Origin of the sequence: Mycobacterium pinniadriaticum (assembly GCF_026242045.1) — a bacterium.
Classification (GTDB): Bacteria; Actinomycetota; Actinomycetes; order Mycobacteriales; family Mycobacteriaceae; genus Mycobacterium; species Mycobacterium pinniadriaticum.
In genome coordinates this window covers 171,786-190,946 of sequence record NZ_JAPJDO010000007.1, presented here as the reverse complement: position 1 = coordinate 190,946, position 19,161 = coordinate 171,786, and the positions used below count along the sequence as shown (strand labels likewise).

Below are 19,161 nucleotides of genomic sequence, written 5' to 3'. Positions count from 1 at the left end.
GCCTACAGTGGGTCTGTGTTCGTCGCCGAGGACCGCGTCATCTACAGCGCCTCCGACCTCGCCGCGGCCGCACGCTGCGAGTTTGCGCTGCTGCGCGCCTTCGATGCGCAGCTGGGCCGGGGGCCGGCCGTCTCGGTCACCGACGAGCTGCTGGCGCGTACCGCCGAGCTCGGCGGCCAGCACGAACAGCGCCACCTCGACGAGCTCCGCGCGGCGGCCGACGTCACGGTCATCGGCAGGCCCGTCTACACGGTGCCCGGGCTGACCGCCGCCGCAACCGCCACGCTGCGCGCCGTCGAGCGGCGCGCACCCGTCATCTATCAGGCCGCGATGTTCGACGGGCGCTTCGTGGGTTTCGCGGACTTTCTGCTCCTCGAGGCCGACCGCTATCGGCTGCGCGACACCAAGCTCGCCCGATCGGTGAAGGTGGAGGCCCTGCTGCAGTTGGCCGCCTACGCCGAGACCCTCACCGCCGCGGGTGTCGACGTCCACGACGAGGTGGAACTGGTGCTGGGCAACGGCACCACTCGGGCCTACCGCGTGGACGAGTTGCTCCCGGTCTACCGCTCCCGTCGCTCCGGACTTCAGGCCCTGCTGGATGGGCACCTCGCCGACGGTGTCGCGGTCAGCTGGGAGGACGAATCGGTGCGCGCGTGTATGCGCTGCCCCGAGTGCGAGGGCCAGCTACGCGAGCGTGACGATCTGCTGCTCGTGGCGGGGATGCGGGTGAGCCAGCGCGCCCGCCTGATCGACGCCGGCATCACGACCGTGACCGAGCTGGCAACGCACGACGCCCCGGTGCCCGACCTGCCGGCCCGCTCAGTGGCCTCACTGCGGGGGCAGGCGCGGCTGCAGCTCGCCCCGCGGGTGGACGGCAAGCCGCCCTTCGAGGTGGTGGACCCGCAGCCGCTGATGCTGTTGCCGGACCACGACAAGGGCGACTTGTTCTTCGATTTCGAAGGTGACCCGCTATGGACCGCCGACGGCACCGACTGGGGGCTGGAATACCTGTTCGGGGTGCTTGGCGCGGGCGGGGACTTCCGGCCGCTGTGGGCCCACGACCGACGCCAGGAACGCAAGGCGCTCAAAGGCTTTCTGGATGCCGTGCGTAAGCGACGCAAGCGGTATCCGAAGATGCACATCTACCACTACGCGGCGTACGAGAAGACTGCCCTGCTACGGTTGGCCGGCCGTTACGGTGAGGGTGAAGACGAGGTCGACGATCTGTTACGCAACGGCGTCCTGGTGGACCTATATCCCTTTGTACGCAAGAGCATTCGGGTGGGCACCGAGAACTACAGCCTGAAGTCTCTGGAACCGCTCTACATGGGCGACGAACTGCGGACCGGTGACGTCACCACCGCCGCCGACTCGATCACGATGTATGCCCGCTACTGCGAATTGCTCGCCGACGGCAACGACAGCGAGGCCACGGCGGTGCTCAAGGAGATCGAGGACTACAACCACTACGACTGCCGGTCGACCCGCAAACTCCGGGACTGGTTACTGCGCCGCGCCTTTGAAGCCGGCGTGCCGCCGCTGGGGCCACAGCCGGTCAGCGACAGCGGGCCGCTCGACGTCGATGACGAACTCGACCGTACGCTGCGCGCGTTCGCCGGCGACGACCTCACCACCCGCAGCCCGGACCAGCGCGCGGTCGCGATGATCGCGGCTGCCCGCGGGTATCACCGCCGCGAGGACAAACCGTTCTGGTGGGGACACTTCGACCGACTCAACAGTCCGGTTGACGAATGGTCCGACACGCCGGGAGTTTTCCTCGTCGAGGGGGCAGAGGTCGACACCGAGTGGCATATCCCGCCGCGCGCGCGCAAGCAACAGCGGCGGTTGCTGCTCGACGGCGTGATCACCGCCGGCGAGCTCAGCGCCGAGATGTATGCGCTGTATGACCCGCCGACCCCGAGCGGCCTGTCCGACGACCCCGAGCGGCGGGCATTCGCTTCGGTATCGGTACTCGGCTGCGATGACCCGGCCGCGCCCACCGAGGTGCTGGTGATGGAGCGAGAACCGAAGAGCGGCGGCCCGTTTGAGGCGTTGCCGTTCGCGCTGACGCCGGGCCCGCCGTTTCACACCAAAGCGCTGCGTGAGTCGATCGACGCCACCGCGACCGAAATCGCGGCCGGGCTCCCCGGCCTGCCTCCGTCGGCCGTAGTTGACATCCTGCTGCGGCGCCCGCCGCGCACCAGCACCTCGCTACCGCGTACCGGCGACAGCGCCGCCGATATCGTTACCGCGCTGCTGGGGCTGGATTCGTCGTATGTGGCGGTGCACGGACCACCCGGAACCGGCAAGACCCACACCGCCGCCCGCGTCATCGCCGTGCTCGTCAAAGAACACCGTTGGCGCATCGGCGTCGTCGCTCAGTCACATGCCGTGGTGGAGAACTTGTTTCGTGACATCATCGGTGCCGGGGTGGACCCGACTCTGGTCGCCAAGAAGCCCAGCGGTACCGGCGCCTGGACAACCATCGACGAGAAGGTCTACCCCGCCTTCATAGCCGGTAACGAAGGCTGTGTGATCGGCGGAACGGCATGGGATTTCGCCAACCGGACACGGGTACCGCCGGCAATTCTGGACCTGCTGGTGATCGAAGAGGCCGGCCAGTTCTGCCTGGCCAACACCATCGCCGTCGCCCAGGCGGCCACCAATCTGCTGCTGCTCGGCGACCCGCAGCAACTTCCCCAGGTCAGCCAGGGCACCCACCCCGAACCGGTGGACGCGTCCGCGCTGGGCTGGCTGGTCGACGGACGGCACACTCTGCCCGAAGATCTCGGCTACTTCCTGGACCGGTCGTATCGCATGCACCCGGCGGTGTGTGCTGCGGTGTCGCGGCTCTCCTACGACAACCGGCTGCACTCGGTCGAAGAGCGCACCGCCGCCCGCCGGCTCGCCGGGGTCCGGCCCGGCGTACGGGTGCTCGCCGTCGATCACGACGGCAATTCGACCGACAGCCGGCAGGAGGCCGAGGCGATCGTCACCGAGATCATCGGCATGCTCGGCTCAGCCTGGACCGACGAGGACGGCACCCGAGAACTGACCGCCGCCGACGTGCTGATCGTCACGCCCTACAACGCCCAGGTGGTGCTGTTACGCCGCCTGCTCGACGCGGCGGGATTGGCCGAGGTGCAGGCCGGCACGGTGGACAAATTCCAGGGCCGCCAGGCCCCGGTCGTCTTCATCTCAATGGTGGCCTCCTCGATCGCGGAGGTACCGCGGGGAATCTCCTTCCTACTCAATCGCAATCGCCTCAACGTCGCGGTGAGCCGGGCGAAGTACGCGGCGGTGATCGTGCGGTCGACGATGCTGACCGACTACCTGCCGTCGACGCCGGCAGGGTTGGTGGAGTTGGGGGCTTTCCTGGCAATGTGTGCGCCATGAGTTCATCGCTGGCCGAACGGCTCCAAGCCATCGTCGGCGCCGCCCATGTCGTCACCGACACCGACGTCCTCGATGGCCGCAGCGTCGACCACACCGGCCGCTACCGCGGAAAGGCCAGTGCGCTGGTGCGACCCGGTTCGGCCGATGAAGTCGCAGCGGTATTGCGGGAATGCCGCGCATCGGAGGTGTCCGTGACGGTGCAGGGCGGACGCACCTCCCTGGTAGCCGGAACGGTGCCGGAACACGACGACGTCCTGCTGTCCACCGAGCGGCTGACCGAGATCGGCGACGTCGACGTCGTCGAGCGGCGGATCCGGGTGGGGGCCGGCGTGACGGCGGCCGCCGTGCAGCGGGCAGCTGCCGTGTCCGGCCTGCTGTTCGGAGTCGACCTCGCCGCACGCGACTCGGCCACCGTCGGCGGGATGGCGTCCACCAACGCCGGCGGCCTGCGCACCGTTCGTTACGGCAACATGGGCGAGCAGGTGATCGGCCTGGACGTCGCCTTGCCCGACGGCTCGGTGGTGCACCGGCACAGCCAGGTGCGGTCCGACAACACCGGCTACGACCTGGCGTCGCTCTTCATCGGCGCCGAAGGCACGTTGGGAGTGATCACCGGCCTGGATCTTCGACTGCACCCGGTCCCCGCGCACCGGGTGACAGCGGTGTGCGGGTTCGCCGACCTCGATGCCCTGGTGGCGACCGGCCGGGTACTGCGCGACACCGAATCCATTGCCGCTCTGGAGCTCATCGACGGACGGTCGGCCGCACTGGCGGCCGCCCATCTCGATGTGCCGGTACCGAGCGGCGGAGACTGGCTGCTGCTGATCGAGCTGGCCGGCGAAACCGACCTCACCGAGCGGTTGGCCGACACGCTGGAGGATGCCGACCTGAGCGGTGAACCGGCAGTCGGCATCGACAACGCTGCCCAGCAACGGCTCTGGGAGGTCCGCGAATCCACCGCAGAGGTGGTCGGGCTCTTCGGGCCGCCGCTGAAATTCGATGTTTCCCTACCCCTTTCGGCGATCCCGTCGTTCGCCACCGACTCCGCCGGGCTGATCGCCGAGCACGCGCCGGAGGCCATCCCGGTGCTGTTCGGCCATATCGGCGAGGGCAATCTTCATCTGAACGTGCTGCGCTGCGGTGCCGAACAGGAGGGCCACCTCTACGCCGTGATGATGGAACTCATTGCCGCCCACGGCGGCAATGTCAGCTCGGAGCACGGAGTCGGCAGCCGCAAGCGCGCCTACCTCGGCATGGCACGCTCGGATGCCGACATCGCGGCGATGCGCACCATCAAGGCCGCTTTCGACCCGACGGGCTATCTGAATCCCGCGGTGCTGTTCGACTGACCCGCAGTCCGCCGAGAGCTTCGACTGATTCGACGAAAGAGCCCTTGTGCCCACACCTGACGCCGACGCCACGGCCGGCAGACGCCTGGACGCCGTCCAGAAGCGCACGCTGAGGGTGCTGTTCGCCGCCCAGGTCTTCAGCGGCGCCGGACTGGCCGCCGGCATCACCGTGGGAGCGTTGCTGGCCCAGGACATGCTCGGCTCCACCGGCCTGGCCGGTCTGCCCACTGCCCTGTTCACCATCGGCTCGGCCGCCGCAGCGGCCGGCGTCGGAGGGCTCTCCCAGCGGTTGGGCCGCCGCACGGGCCTGGCGGCCGGCTACGCCACCGGTGCGCTGGGCAGCATCGGCATCATTGCCGCCGCCGTCGCCGGCAACGTGGCACTGCTGTTCGTCGCGTTGTTCGTCTACGGCGCGGGCACCGCGACCAACCTGCAAGCCCGCTATGCGGGCGCGGACCTGGCCCACCGCGACCACAGTGCCCGCGCCATCAGCACGGTGCTCGTCGCGACCACGCTCGGCGCCGTCGTCGGACCCAACCTGGTCGACGTTCTCGGCGATATCGCCGTGACCATCGGCGTGCCGAGATTGGCCGGGCCCTTCCTGCTTGCCGCCTTCGCCTACGGCACCGCCGCGATCATCATCTGGATCCTGCTGCGTCCCGACCCGCTACTGCTGGCCGCCGCCCTGCCGGACCGGGACGGCGACGTCGATCTGACCGGCGCGCCGCCCGAGGCCACCTCCGCGGCCTCCTCGATAGGGAACCGTTTCGTGCTCGCCGGGGCCGCCGTCATGATGATCACCCAGCTGGTGATGGTCGCGATCATGACCATGACCCCGGTGTACATGCAGCACCACCACCACGAACTCGCCGATGCCGGCCTGGTCATCTCCATCCATGTGGCCGCCATGTATTTGCCGTCGCCGCTGTCCGGGTATCTCGTCGACCGCATCGGGGCCCCGAAGACCGCTGGGCTGGCCGCGCTGGCGCTGGTCGCGGCCGGCGTCCTGGCCAGCCTCGCCCCAGCGGACTCGGTCGTCGCGCTCGCGGCGGCGCTGGCCCTGCTCGGTTTCGGTTGGAGTCTCGGGCTGATCTCGGGTACAACTACCGTCGCCAATGCCACCGCACTGGAGACCCGCGCGAAAACCCAAGGGACCGTTGACCTCTTCGTCGCTCTCGCCGGGGCGGCCGGTGGGCTGCTGTCCGGGGTGATCGTCGCTGCGACCAGCTACCCCACCCTCGCCGTCATCGGCGCCGGCGCCGGCGCCGCCCTCGTCCCGATCCTGCTGCTCGGCCGTCGACGACACCCGGCCGACACCGGTTAGGTCTTCGACGGGCGCGGCCGCACCAGCACCGACTGCTGAATGGCGCCGATGGCGCCGTCGTCGTCGAACAACGTGCCCACCGTCGTCCCCACCCCGTCCGGCCCGTACATCGTCTCGGCGCGGACACCGATCCATTCACCGGCGGGAACCCGGTGCACATGCACCGCCAGATCGGTATTGAGGAACGCGTACTTGGTGATGTCTATCTTGGAACCGATACCGTTGGCGTCATCGGCCACCGCGAACAGCCGCTCCAGCGGGGTCATCTCCTCACCCTGCACCAGATCGACCAGCGGCCGCAGCCACGACTCCCCCGGACCGGGCGCCATCGGCTTGGTCAGCCACAGCCACTCCAGGCTGTGCACGTAGTTGCGTTCGAACTTGTCGGCCAGGTTGCGGTTGTAGCCGTCCGCACGAGCAGGCAGCGGCGCGACTGGCGCTGAGAGCAACGCGGTGGTGTCAAGCGTGTGCAGCCGCCAGCCACTGGCCCGTGCAACCGGACGCGGCCGGCCGTCAGGGCCCTGGCCAAGCATCTGTGCGGAGACCAATTCGATCTGCTTGCCACCTCTTTCGAGCGTCGCGGTCACCCACAGATCTCCCTCTGCCGGGACCGGACCAAGCAGGTCGACGACCACCCGGCTCAGCCGGGTGTCGTCGCGTTGTTCACACCGTTCCAAGGCACGCACCAGCAGTGCCGACACCGGACCCGCGTGCTGGATATGCGACGTCCAGGTGCTGCGAACCAGGTCGGTGGCCCGGAATTTCTCTCCCCGCGGATCATCCGGGTCGACGAGTTCGTAGTAGCTGTCGGTCATGCTCGCCTTTCGGTCGACGGAAAGCCCGCGCCAGGAGTATCGACCCTGACGGTCTCGACACACGAGCCGCGGGTGCCGACAAGTCGCTGCGGATAGGCATCCGGCGTCGACACCAGGAATAGGGTGCGCCGGTCCGGGCCGCCGAGCATGCAGGCGATGGCCGCCCGGTCACCGATGTCGATCCGATCGGTGACCGCGCCACCGCCCACGATGCGTTCGAACTGGTGGGCCAGTGTCATCGACGTCCACACCCCACCCGCGGCGTCCAGCGCGATCCCGTCCGGCGGGCCGTCCAGCCCGTCGGCGAAGACCCGGCGCCCGGACAACCCGTCGTCGTCAATGTCATAGGCCGTCAGCCGGCGCCCGATCGACTCGGCCACGATCAGCGAGCCGCCGTCGGGCGTGATCACCATGCCGTTGGGGAAGTCGAGATCGTCGGCCACCACGGTGAGCGAGTCGTCGGGGTCGAGCCGAACGATGATGCCGCCCTCGCGGGCCTGGGACCCGATGTAGGCCCGCCCGTCGGCGTCGACCACCATGTCGCCGAGACTAGCCGGCGCGATCCGGGACAGGTCGGCGACCTCGGTGACCGCATCGCCGTCGTAGCGCAGAACGACGCGGCGTTCGGTCGACACGATCAGCAGCGTGCCGTCGGGCCGGAAACCCAGACCCGCCGGAGCGTGGCCGGGAAGCGCCAGCGTGGTGACCGATCCGTCCAGCGTGACGGTGTGCACCGCCTCGCCGAGCATGTCGGACAGCCACAGCAGACCTTCGAACCAGCGCGGCCCCTCGCCGAAACAGAAGCCGTCGGCCAGCGGGGTACGCGGCGGCGAACCGATCGCTGTCATTCCGTGCCCTTACACATAGCCCTGCTTTACGCTCCGCCGTACTTTACAAAACATCGCATAAGTGTCACGCTCCGTATGTGGCACTGTCAACGACCCACGCGTCATCGGAGGCCTAACCCGTGTGGTGTTATCGGCTCGTCGCGCCGTATACGTTCGAACGGATCGCGGTGGCCGAACCGGCGTCCGACCGGCTGCGCGACGGGCAGGTGCTGCTGAAATTTCTCGCCGCCGGCATCTGCGGCAGCGATATCCCGGGCTTCAAGGGTGTGCAGGGCCGGCTGCCCGGTGATACCGGTGCACTGGCGGCCGAGATGGCGGGTTTTCCGATCCATGAGATCGTCGGTGAGGTTCTGGCCAGTGCCCATCCCGATCACCGACCCGGCGACCGGGTCGTCGGATGGGCGTCCGGCTTCGACGGCCTGATGGAGTTCGTCGTCTCCGACGGCGGCGGGCTGGCCCCCTACGATCCCGCGCTCAGCCCAGCCCATGCGGTCGGGTTGCAGCCGCTGGCCTGCATTCTGTATGCACTCGAACAACTTCCGCCGCTGGCCGGCAAGCACGTCGCCGTCATCGGCCAGGGCTCGATCGGCCTGCTGTTCTCGTATGTGGCCAAGGCGTGCGGCGCCGAGCATGTCACCGGAGTCGACCCCATCTACCGTGACGACATCGCTGCGAAATTCGGGGTGGATACCGTGGTGCGAGCCACCAGCGATCGCTGGGTGGCTCACCTCGCACCGCACGACAAGCCCGACGTCGTGATCGAAGCCGTCGGCCACCAGGTGGCCACCCTGAACAATGCGGTCGAGGCTACTGGGTTCGGCGGCACGGTCTTCTACTTCGGCGTACCCGACGACGACAGCTACCCGATCAGCATGCGCACCATGCTGCGCAACAACCTCACACTGAAATCCGGTGTGACGCTGGACCGCCGGCGGGTGCTCGATGCCGCCGATGCATTCGCCCGTGAGCATCCCGATCTGTTGAACATGTACGTCACCCATACTTTTGGCATCACCGAGGTGCAGGAGGCGTTTGAGTTCGCCTGCCGCCCGACGCCGGGCCGGGTCAAGATCTCGATCGCGGCGTCATGAGCGACAGCAGGTTGCAGCAGGCCTTGGCCGGCAAACCACAGGTGTGGGGTGGCTGGATCACCGGCCCCTCGTTCGCCGGACCCGATGAATTCGCGCGCGCCGGTTACGACTACGTCGGATTCGACATCCAGCACGGCTACCTCGACGACGCCGACGTCGCGGTCACCCTGCGCCGCATCGAGCATGTCCCGATCGCCACCGCCGTCCGGGTGCCGTCGCCGGCCCCCGCTCCGATCGGCCGGGTGCTCGACGCCGGCGCCGACGCGATCATCGTCGCGATGGTCGATCGCCCTGAGCAGGCCGCCGACGCCGTGGCGGCGACCCGGTTCGCGCCGGAGGGAATCCGCAGTTTCGGCCCGCTGCAAGCCAGCCTGGGCCACGACCCCGTGGCGTTGGCGTCCCGGGTCAGCGTGTTCGCGATGATCGAAACAATGGCCGGGCTGGACGCGGTCGCAGATATCTGCGCGGCGCCGGGCCTGGCCGGCGTCTACGTCGGCCCGGCGGATCTGGCGATCTCGCTGGGCGTGGGCGTGGTCAAGGCGACCGGCAACCCGAAGGTTCTCGACGCGATGGTGCGCGTGCAACAGGCCGCCACGGCGGCCGGCGTTGTGTCGGGCATCCATGCCGGAGATGGTGTGACAGGAAAGGAATTGGCCGCCTTGGGCTTTCAGATGATCACCCTCGCCCCGGAGTCGGGGGCACTGCGGCGCGGTGCGACCGCCCACCTCGCCGAAGCCGAGGGCCGCGCATGACCCCGCCGGCGACGATGCAGAGCGAAGCGATGAGGAGGAGCGGCGCATGTCGAGAGTCGCGCTGATCACCGGCGCGGCACGAGGTCAAGGCGCGGCACTCGTCAAGCGGCTGCGCGCCGACGGCTTCCAGGTCGCCGCCGCCGACAAGCGCATCGACGAGCTGCGCACCGCGGTCGAAGCACTCGATGACCCAGGTGTGGTTGCCGTCGAGCTGGATGTCACCTCCGAGCAGCAGTGGTCGGACGCGGTGAGCGCGGTGGTCGAGGGCTTCGGCGGGCTGAGCGCGCTGGTGAACAACGCCGGTGTTCTGCACCGGGCCTCGCTTTCCGAGGAGACCGCACAGGGCTTCGAAAGTAGTTGGCGCTTCAATACTCTAGGTCCATTCTTGGGAATCAGAGCCGCGCTGGAGCACCTGCGCCGCGCCGAGGGCGCAGCGATCGTCAACACCTGCAGCACCGGCGCGATCCGGCCCTTTCCATTCCATGCGGCCTACGGTTCCTCAAAATGGGCGCTACGCGGCCTGACCCAGATCGCCGCGGCGGAACTGGCCGGTGACGGCATCCGGGTCAATGCGGTGTTCCCCGGGCCGATCGACACACCCATGCTCGACGATACGGCCCGGCAGCGGTTGATCGAGCGCTCGTACGGCGGGCGGCTCGGTCAGCCGATGGAGGTCGCGGATGCGGTGGCTTTCCTGGTGTCCGAGCACGCGTCGTTCATCACCGGAGCAGAGCTCATCATCGACGGTGGACAATGCCTGCGGATCGGATGACGCGGGTGTCGGTCGGCATCATCGGCGCCGGGCCGGGCGGGCTGGCCCTGGGTATCTTCCTGGAAAAGGCCGGCTTCCGGGACTTCACGATTTTCGACCGGGAGGACGGGGTCGGCGGAACCTGGCGGATCAACACCTATCCGGGACTGGCCTGTGATGTGAAGTCGCACCTGTACTCGTATTCGTTCGACCTGAACGCGGAGTGGAGCCGGATGTGGCCGGACCAGCCCGAACTGCTCGAGTACTTCGAACGGTCCACCGACCGCCACGGTCTGCGGCCGCACCTGCGCTTGAATACCGAAATCACGACGGCCCAGTGGAATCCCGGTGCCAATACCTGGACGTTGACCGACTCGACCGGACAGCGCCACACCTTCGACATCGTGGTCTCCGCCGTAGGGATGTTCACCAGGCCGCTGCTACCCGACCTGACCGAGCAGGAACCGTTCACCGGGACCCTGATGCACACCGCTCAGTGGGACCATTCCGTGGACCTCACCGGGACGCGGGTCGCCGTGCTGGGCACCGGCTCGACCGCATCACAGCTGCTGCCAGAGGTCGCCAAGGTGGCCGCCAAGGTGTATTCGGTACAGCGCTCACCCACATGGGTGCTGCCTAAGCCCGACCGCCCGTACACCGACCGGGAACGCTGGATCTTCAAGCACATCCCGTTCGCCAAGAAGTTCTACCGAACCCGCCTGTGGCTGCGCAGCGAACGAAATATCTCGGTGATCGAGAACGGCAGCGACAAAACCCAAGAGTTCAAAGACATCTCGTTGCGATTCCTGGAGTCCACCGTCGCCGACCCCGAGTTGAGGGCCAAGCTGACTCCCGATCACCCACTGGGCTGTAAACGGCTGGTCTTCGCCGCCGACTACCTGTCGACGTTGACCCAGTCGCACGTCGAGGTGGTGTCCAGCCCGGCCCGCTCGCTTCGGGCGCGGTCATTGGTCACCGAGGACGGTTCCGAACTGGATGTGGACGTGGTGCTGTGCGCCACCGGCTATGCCGCCACCGACTACCTGGGTCAGATCGAGGTCATCGGCGAACGCGGACGCTCGCTGCACGACACCTGGCGCGACGGCGCCTTCGCCTATCTGGGTATGACGGTTCCGGATTTCCCGAACTTCTTCATGCTCTACGGACCCAATACCAATGTCGGCTCCAACAGCGTGATCTTCGTCCTCGAAGCCCAAGCGCACTACATCGTGCGGGCGCTCGAACACTTGCGCCGAACAGGTGGACGGTACGTCGCGGTGCGCTCTTCGGCGATGGCTGATTTCTTGGCCAAGGTCGACCGGTGGATGGCGGGCACCGTCTGGACGACTCGGTGCAGCAACTACTTCCGGGCACCAAACGGCCGGGTGGTCACGCAGTGGCCGCGCAGTGCTCGCGCATTCTGGTCGATGACGCGCCGGTTCCGCGCACGCGACTACACGTTCACTCCGCCGCCGGGCCCGTAGCGGCCATGGAGCCCGACCCCGACATCCTCGGTCGCCTCGACCCCGCGCTACGTGCGTTCGCCGCGGCGCGCAGTGACCTGTCCACCAGCGGACTTGCCGCCGTGCGGGATTCGCTGAATCAGCGACGGCGCGACGCAATCGGGCAAATCGATTCCTCCGGCGTCGAGATCTCCGACATAACGGTGCCCGGCGCTCAGCGACCGGCGGTCCGGGTACGCGTGTACCGCGGCGCACCTCCGCCGTCACCGGCGGTGATCTATTGCCACGCCGGTGCATTCGTCCTGGGAAATCTGGACACCGACCACCGGCAGTGCGTCGAACTCGCCCGCCAAGGTGCTTGCACGGTGATATCCGTAGACTACCGCTTGGCCCCCGAGCATCCCTACCCCGCGGCTCTCGATGATGCGTCGACGGTGCTGGTGTGGGCCGCGCGAGCGGCCTCGGATTTGGGACTCGATCGCGACCGGCTGGTGCTGGCCGGCAACAGTGCCGGAGGGGCACTGGCGGCCGGGCTGGCCCAGCGCGCGGCGGCCGAGACCGTGCCACCGGTCGTCGGCTTGGTACTGCATCAGCCGGTACTCGACGACCGTCCCACCGCGTCGAAGGCGGAGTTCGGATCGACGCCGGGTTTCGACGGTGTCGCCGCCGCACTGATGTGGCGGCACTACCTCGGCGAGGCGGAGCCGAGCCCCGCGTCGGTGCCGGGGCGCAACCGCCAAATAATCGGTGCCGCAAGCACCTTCATCACGTGTTCGGAACTGGATCCACTGCGTGACGAGGCGCTGGAGTACGCCCGGCAGCTCATGCGGGCCGGCGTGCGCACTGATATGCACATCTTCGGCGGGACCTGTCACGGATTCGACTCGCTGTGTCCCGACTGGGAGGTCAGTCAGGCGCTGCTGGCAATGCAGGCGCAGGCACTCAGGCGTTTCTTCGACCGATCATGACCTTTACAGATTGGCCTAGAAGTGTCACGCTGGGTGGCGTGTTCGACATCGACGAACGAGACCGGCAGCGCGAGGTCGCACGGTCACGGCAGCGCACGACCAGGCTCGCCCGCTATCAACTCGACGTCGTCGGCACCCATGCCGCCGACGTCGTGGGCTCGGCGGGCGGCTGGCTGTTCGACCGGGTCATGGCCGGCTGGGACGTCCGGGTCGCTGTCACCGAGCCCGGCGACGGCGCCGCACTGCAGATCCTCGGGGTGCAGGCGGTCAGCCTGGCAGCGGTGTTTGACCGAAACGTGCAGGCACCGGCCGCGCTGGCGGTCGCCGGCGCGGCGTGCAGCGCCGACGATCGGGTGCGCGACGCACTGGCCGCCTCGGTGCGCTCGGCGCGCACCGAAGTCACCATGTGGGGTGAGGTATGGGTTCCCACCCTGGGCCGCCCCGGTGACGAGGTCCGCCACGAATTGAGCGCGGCCGCACGGGTATTCAAAGCGCAGGCCAGGTTTGCCGCTGGGCTGGACCCGGCCGTCACCGCCTTCGAGGTGTTCCACAGCTACGGCCAGCACATCGCGACTGAGTACCCGGACCTGCTGCCGGTCGGCTGAGAGTTCTCCCTCCCCGATTACCGGTCGACGAAGATGTCGATGATCGGGTTGTCCCCGCCGCCGTAGCGGGTCAGGTCGTCGATACCCGCTGCCCGCAGCACGTCGGAGTCGATCGAGCAGTCCCCGTTGACCTGCGAGCCGGCCGAGGTGAAGATCTCGACAGCCGCGTCGGCCATGATCTCGGGGCTGCGCGAGGCGGCCAGGGCGTCCTCGAAGTCGGCGGAGTTTGCCACCGCCGAGGTCGCGATGTAGGTCTCGGGCCACAGGCAGGTGAAACCGATTCCGGTGTCGGCGTATTCAGCCGCCCACCCCATCGACAACAGGGTCATCCCGTACTTGGACAGGGTGTAGGACGGGTGCGCGCCAAGCCAGTGCGGATTGAGGTTCAGCGGCGGCGCGATGGTGAGGACGTGACCGTTCGGCGACTTGCGCAGATGTGGCAAGCAGGCCTTGGTCAACAGAAACGTGCCGCGAATGTTGATCTGCTGCATGAGGTCGAATTTCTTGGCCGACAGCGTCTCGGTCGGATCGGTGGCGATGGCGCTGGCGTTGTTGACGCAGATGTCGACGCCGCCGAACTGCTGCACCGCGGCGTCGACGGCGCGGGCCACGTCGTCCTCGCTGCGCACGTCGCCGACCACGGCGATGGCCTTGCCGCCGGCCGCCTCGATCTCCGCGGCGGCGGTGTACACGGTGCCGGGCAGCTTCGGGTGCGGCTCGGCGGTCTTGGCCAGCAGCACGACATTCGCGCCATGCCGAGCCGCGCCGAGCGCGATGGCCAGACCGATGCCCCGGCTACCCCCCGATACGACCAGGGTGCGATCGGTGAGCGAGTGCTTCTCGGCCATCATTCTCCTCACTGAAAATTGCATTCTCTTTTTCAGCGAGCATAGTCCTCTGAGGGGAAGAACGGTCGCGGGGGTCTGCGTCGGCCGGATCAGAACCGAGGCCAGCTCGGCACACGGCACCCTCGCTTGAAGGCCCCTCATCGAGGCCGAACAACTGGTCCTGGTCGAAGACGAAGATGGCGGCCTCGATATCGGTCACACGCCGATACGACCAATGGCGATCTGCGCGAATTGCTTGAGTTTCTCACACGAGGTGCCATACCAGCTGGTCGCGCGGTACAGCCGGTTCCCATCGAGGAGGACCACCACGGTGGTGGACGGCGGAGTTGTCGACGGCTCCAAAACGCACTGCGCCTGGACGCCGACACCGTCGAGCGGTGTGCCGTTTTTCGCGCTGGTCGCCAGCCCGAACTGTGCTGCGGCGGTTACCGGGAAGGATTGAGGCAGGCGCAGACCGGCCTGCATGGCGGTGTCGCTGACGCCGCTGCTGTAACTGCAGGAGATGTCGACCGAGCCGGCTTGGTCGCCAAGTGGTCGGGTCTGGACCGGTGCGCCGAGCAGCGCGCCCGCTTCATCGGCGGATACCCAGTCACAGGGGTGGAAGACCGCGGGCGCCGCCGGGTCGGCGGGGGTCAGCTGCAGAGTCACCGTCTCGTTGCGCCCCACCGGAGTGCCCGGGCTGGGCGACACAGCGGAGACGCGGAAGTCCGTGCGGTCGGTGCCGACAGGACTGTGGACCGGGTCATGCCCGTCCGGGGCGATACCTCGCACGTTGGTCCAACAACCCAGCGCCCCAAGCCTGATCGTCTGGCTCAAGAACTGGCCGGCCACGTCCGGCAGCGGCCGCGGCCAGGCGAGTGTGCCGCACAGTTGGTCAAGAGTGCCCGGAACCGGCTGGGCCGCGCTGGGCGCGGCCAGGCCTCCCGCCAGCGCCAGCACTGTCGTCGCGCACGCAGCGATAATCCTCGAAGTCATGGCAGATAGAGCCTTCAGTCGCTCGGGGACCGGATGGCGACCTCGCAAGAGCTGCTGGGAACCCACCACCGCCACAGTCAAGACCGGCTTGATCGTTCTCATGTCGCATCCGTTGCACTAGGTCACTGCTGGATGCAGCGGTCACGACAGCATTGAAGACAGTTCTTGGCGCTACCGATCCCAAATCTGGGGACAGACCAGCGTCCAATCGGTGCTGTGGACGCGAGAACGACCGGGGCTCATCAGTCACCCGGACGGGAATGGCGACCGTAGGTCTCGACGTCGTCGCGGTCGGCGCGGTAGTGGCGACCACGCCGCGCCTCGCTCTGCTCGGTGAGGCGATGCTGTGACAGCCATGCCGACTCGGGCGGCGCAACGCTCTCCAGGGACCGGTAGTTTGATTGGCCGTCGATATGGAAGCCGTTGTGCGCGAATCCAATCGGCCCAGCGGGAAGGTCGCCCTGTGGCTCGGGCTCGTCCGCCGGACGCTGCCACACGATCACTTCGGTCTCGTCATCGACGGGCTCGGACACGAATGCGGGCAGGTAGGTCCGCTCCACGAGGTACTCGACGTAGTCGTCGTCGTCATAGCCGTCGTCGTAGACCGGAATCGGATCGGTGATGTCGTCATCGGCGTCCCCACCCTGGCGTACGAAACGGACGCCCAGTCCGCCGAGCACGAACAGCGCCGCGACAATCCCGAACAGCGCGACGAACGCCGGCAACAGCATCGACTGGGCCAGGGCGGCGGCGAACGGCTCGTGCAGGTACGACGGGAGCCGCAACACCCCCAGGTCGGCGGACGGTGCGGCGGGCATCTCGTCGCTGATCCGAGACGCCATGAATGCGGCCATCCCGGCGCTGCCGAGCACCGAACCCACCTGGCGGGTCGCGTTGTAGACCCCGGAACCGGCGCCCGCCAGGTGTGGCGGCAGGTTGCGGGTGGCGGTGGCAGCCAGCGGCGCCCAGATGAACGCCATGCCGATTCCCATCGCCGTCAGCGGCACCACCAACCGCCAGATCGGCGTCGTGGGTGTCATGTCGATCGACAACCAGGTCAGGGCGATCGCCACCACCGAGAAGCCGAACCCCAGGATCGGGCGGGGATGCGCCCGATCCGTCAGATGTCCCACGAACGGGGCCAGCACACCGCTGGCCACCGCCATCGGGGCGATCAGCAGCGCCGAGCGCGTCGGCGACAGCCCACAAACCACCTGGGCGTAGAACATCACCGGCAGCATCATCGCGGTGACCACGAAACCGATCACCGCGACGCCGAGGTTGGACAGGCTGAAGTCCCGGTCGGCGAAGATCTGCAGCGGAATCAGCGGCTCGTGCCGGTTGAGCGACTGCCAGTACACGAACGCGGTGACGAACCCGATTCCGGCGACGATGACCGCCCAGATCCAGGCCGCCCAGTGCTGGCTCTGGCCTTCCTGCAGCCCGAAGACCACCAGGAACATGCCGATACCGGAGAGCAGCACACCCACCACGTCGAACCGGTGACGCCGGATGGGCAGCGTCGGGATCAGCCAGACCGCCAATGCCAGGCCGATGACGCCGACCGGCACGTTGACGAAGAAGATCCACTCCCAGCCCAGGCGGCCGACGAGCACCCCCCCAGCGAGCGGGCCGACCAGGGTGGCGACCCCCGCTGTCGCGCCCCACAGGCTCATCGCCACACCCCGGCGCTCGGGCGGGAAGATCCGGGTGATCATCGACAGGGTCTGCGGAGTCAGCAGGGCGGCGCCGAGTCCCTGTGCGACGCGCGCGGCGATCAGCATGTCGATCGAGCCGGCCATGCCGCACCACAGCGAGGACGCGGTGAAGACCGCCAGCCCGGCAATGTAGAGATTCTTCGGACCGAAGCGGTCACCGAGACGCCCCGCCAGCAGCAACGGCACCGCATAGGCCAGCAGGTAGGCGCTGGTCACCCAGATGACGGTGTCGTAGTCGGTGATCTCCAGTGCATCCATGATGCTCGGGTTGGCGACCGCGACGATTGTCGAGTCGAGCAGGATCATGAAGAAGCCGACCAGCATCGCCCACAGCGCATGCCACGGATTCGCGGGGACGCCGGGCGAGTCGGGGTCCAAGTCCACGTCCGGCGCGGGGCCGGCCATGTTCCTGGTCATATCCATACCTCGTTTCGGCTACCTGCGACGGTGTCGGCGTGCGCTGGCGAAACCGTTGTCGGCCCGCGCGCGTGATCGATGAGCAGCAACACCACGTGCGTAACGCCGCCGCAGCCGCTCAAGCTTCGCCGCTGCCGTCGCGCCGCGGTTCGAGCCTATCGGCCCGGCGAACGGGCGCTCGGTGGAGGGCCCCGGCCGGAACGTGGCGAGTCGGGCGTACTTTGAGGCACACGGGTGCCCCTTTCCAGACCGATTTCCAGCGCAGGAGGAGCCATGCATTCGGATCGCTTTCGCCCACTAGTGGACGCGAAGGGGCCGTTCGTCTCGATCTACTTCGATGATTCCCATGACACCCAGGACGCCGTAGCCCAGCTCGACGCCAGGCTGCGCGACATCCGTAAGCATCTCGAGGAGCAGGCCGTGGGTGCGGCGGTGATCGAGGCCATCGATACCGCGGTGCGCGCAGCCCACCCGCCGGTGGGCCGTAGCGGCCGGGCGGTGATCGCCGCCGGCGACACCGTCGTCCTCGACGAGCACCTCATCCGCCCCCCGACCACGACGGTCGTGCGGGTCTCCGAACTGCCGTACGTGGTGCCCATCGTCACGCACGGCTTGCTGCACACCGCCTATCTGCGGGTCGCGGTCGATCACACCGGCGCCGACATCACCGTGCACCGTTCCGGCCGCGTCGACACCGAAAGCGTCGACGGCAAGGGCTACCCCGTCCACAAAGCCAAGGCTGCCGAGCACCACGAATACGGCAAGGCGCAGCCGCGGGTCGAGGAAGCCGTGCGCAAGAACATCCGCGAAGTCGCCGACCGCATCACCCATCTGACCGACGAGAGCCGAGCCGGGCTGGTGTTCATCGAAGGCGAGGTCGACGCCCGCGCCGAACTGGTCTCCGCGCTGCCGGAGCGGGTGGCCGAGAAGGCCGTCCAGCTGACCGGTGGTGGGCGCGCAGCCGGCATCGACGCGACCGAGGTGCAGCACGAGATCGGTCAGGAGTTCCTCAAGCGCCGCCTGGCGTCGATCGCCGACGCCGCTGCGCGGTTCGCCGCGGGCCGGGGCACCGGGTTGGCCGTCGAGGGGCTGGCCGATGTGACCGCCGCGTTGCGCGACGGCGCGGTGGACACCCTCATCATCGGCGATGTCGGGGAGGCCACCGTGGTCGCCGACACCGACCTGGCCACGATCGCACCCGACGCCGACACCGTGTCCAGTCTCGGCGGCGCACCGCAGCGCACGCTGCGTGCCGACGAAGCGCTACCGCTGCTGGCGGTGGCCACCGACGCGGCGCTGGTGCGCACCGACGAGCGGCTGACCCTGGCCGACGGGTTCGGCGCGGTGCTGCGGTACGCGGAGAACAGTTCGGCGGGCTAGCTTGCGTCGTCGGGTGCGCTGACCGACCAGAACCACTGTTTGCCGAAAACGCCTTGCACGGACTTTTGGTGAGTTCACTGTGCCTTTGACTAGGTCAAGTGCTATAACTCACACAGCATTCTTTCGGAATTCTCGAAGCAGTCTTGCAGCGCTCAGGGGGGTACGTGGCTGCCAAGCACCGGTCCGGTCGGCGTGTTCACGTCCCGTCGCACAGGAAAGCCGGTCGCCATCGAGCCAAGCAGTCGGGACGCGAACCCTACAGCTGGTTGGGTACCGGTGCCGTCGCCTTGGGCTTGGGGCTGGCTCTGGCCAACGGGCCCGCGGTAGCCCATGCCGACGGCACCGGAGGTGCGGCATCGGGCGGCCGCGACGGATCATCGTCAACTTCGGGAGCCAACACCGGTGGGACGACGGGCTCCGCATCCACAGGGAAGTCGGGGCGCGCGACGGGTTCGGTGGCG

15 protein-coding genes are annotated in these 19,161 nt (G+C 68.0%); 10 read left to right on the top strand and 5 right to left on the bottom strand.

Annotated elements, in window-relative coordinates:
• Positions 1-15 precede the first annotated feature (15 nt).
• From ORI27_RS10995 to ORI27_RS10985, 3 genes are read left to right on the top strand one after another with little or no spacing between them, the layout of a single operon-like run.
• Positions 16-3,396 (top strand): TM0106 family RecB-like putative nuclease, encoded by a 3,381-nt coding sequence (locus tag ORI27_RS10995; protein WP_265996857.1) that lies wholly within the window; start codon positions 16-18, stop codon positions 3,394-3,396.
• Positions 3,393-4,745, top strand: coding sequence for an FAD-binding oxidoreductase (locus tag ORI27_RS10990; RefSeq protein ID WP_265996856.1), 1,353 nt, complete (start codon positions 3,393-3,395; stop codon positions 4,743-4,745). The genes ORI27_RS10995 and ORI27_RS10990 overlap by 4 nt, the downstream gene beginning before the upstream one ends.
• 46 nt (positions 4,746-4,791) lie before the next feature.
• The gene (locus ORI27_RS10985) at positions 4,792-6,069 is read left to right on the top strand and encodes an MFS transporter (RefSeq protein WP_265996855.1); all 1,278 of its coding nucleotides are present in this window, start codon (positions 4,792-4,794) and stop codon (positions 6,067-6,069) included.
• Here ORI27_RS10985 and ORI27_RS10980 read toward each other — a convergent pair.
• Together ORI27_RS10980 and ORI27_RS10975 are read right to left on the bottom strand one after the other, a co-directional pair.
• Positions 6,066-6,884 carry a thioesterase family protein gene (locus ORI27_RS10980; protein ID WP_265996854.1) on the bottom strand — a complete coding sequence of 273 codons (819 nt, stop codon included), beginning with the start codon at positions 6,882-6,884 and terminating at the stop codon, positions 6,066-6,068. The two genes, ORI27_RS10985 and ORI27_RS10980, sit on opposite strands and share 4 nt — an antisense overlap.
• Positions 6,881-7,732 (bottom strand): SMP-30/gluconolactonase/LRE family protein, encoded by an 852-nt coding sequence (locus ORI27_RS10975; RefSeq protein WP_265996853.1) that lies wholly within the window; start codon positions 7,730-7,732, stop codon positions 6,881-6,883. The genes ORI27_RS10980 and ORI27_RS10975 overlap by 4 nt, the downstream gene beginning before the upstream one ends.
• 119 nt (positions 7,733-7,851) lie before the next feature.
• Between ORI27_RS10975 and ORI27_RS10970 the strand changes: the two genes are divergently transcribed.
• Genes ORI27_RS10970 through ORI27_RS10945 form a run of 6 tightly spaced genes read left to right on the top strand, consistent with a single transcriptional unit; the run spans position 7,852 to position 13,362 of the window.
• A complete protein-coding gene (locus ORI27_RS10970) occupies positions 7,852-8,823 on the top strand; it encodes a zinc-binding dehydrogenase (RefSeq protein WP_265996852.1) in 972 nt (323 codons plus the stop codon).
• A complete protein-coding gene (locus ORI27_RS10965; RefSeq protein WP_265996851.1) occupies positions 8,820-9,575 on the top strand; it encodes an HpcH/HpaI aldolase family protein in 756 nt (251 codons plus the stop codon). Before ORI27_RS10970 ends, ORI27_RS10965 begins: the two co-directional genes overlap by 4 nt.
• Before the next feature lie 46 nt (positions 9,576-9,621).
• Positions 9,622-10,347 (top strand): SDR family NAD(P)-dependent oxidoreductase, encoded by a 726-nt coding sequence (locus ORI27_RS10960; RefSeq protein ID WP_265996850.1) that lies wholly within the window; start codon positions 9,622-9,624, stop codon positions 10,345-10,347.
• Positions 10,329-11,810: a flavin-containing monooxygenase gene (locus tag ORI27_RS10955; RefSeq protein ID WP_407666279.1), complete on the top strand. Its 1,482-nt coding sequence runs from the start codon at positions 10,329-10,331 to the stop codon at positions 11,808-11,810. The genes ORI27_RS10960 and ORI27_RS10955 overlap by 19 nt, the downstream gene beginning before the upstream one ends.
• Before the next feature lie 5 nt (positions 11,811-11,815).
• The gene (locus ORI27_RS10950) at positions 11,816-12,757 is read left to right on the top strand and encodes an alpha/beta hydrolase (protein WP_265996848.1); all 942 of its coding nucleotides are present in this window, start codon (positions 11,816-11,818) and stop codon (positions 12,755-12,757) included.
• Positions 12,758-12,795: 38 nt separating this feature from the next.
• Positions 12,796-13,362, top strand: coding sequence for a hypothetical protein (locus ORI27_RS10945; protein ID WP_265996847.1), 567 nt, complete (start codon positions 12,796-12,798; stop codon positions 13,360-13,362).
• Between the two features lie 17 nt (positions 13,363-13,379).
• Here the strand turns inward: ORI27_RS10945 and ORI27_RS10940 are convergent, their stop codons facing one another.
• The 3 genes from ORI27_RS10940 to ORI27_RS10930 form a co-directional block, all read right to left on the bottom strand.
• The gene (locus tag ORI27_RS10940; RefSeq protein ID WP_407666278.1) at positions 13,380-14,210 is read right to left on the bottom strand and encodes an SDR family oxidoreductase; all 831 of its coding nucleotides are present in this window, start codon (positions 14,208-14,210) and stop codon (positions 13,380-13,382) included.
• Positions 14,211-14,405: 195 nt separating this feature from the next.
• A complete protein-coding gene (locus ORI27_RS10935) occupies positions 14,406-15,185 on the bottom strand; it encodes a PASTA domain-containing protein (protein ID WP_265996845.1) in 780 nt (259 codons plus the stop codon).
• 242 nt (positions 15,186-15,427) lie between these two features.
• Positions 15,428-17,308 (bottom strand): MFS transporter, encoded by a 1,881-nt coding sequence (locus ORI27_RS10930; RefSeq protein ID WP_265996918.1) that lies wholly within the window; start codon positions 17,306-17,308, stop codon positions 15,428-15,430.
• A 285-nt stretch (positions 17,309-17,593) separates the two neighbouring features.
• Here ORI27_RS10930 and ORI27_RS10925 point away from each other — a divergent pair, with 285 nt between their 5' ends.
• The gene (locus ORI27_RS10925) at positions 17,594-18,700 is read left to right on the top strand and encodes an Rv2629 family ribosome hibernation factor (protein ID WP_265996844.1); all 1,107 of its coding nucleotides are present in this window, start codon (positions 17,594-17,596) and stop codon (positions 18,698-18,700) included.
• Positions 18,701-19,161: the final 461 nt, after the last annotated feature.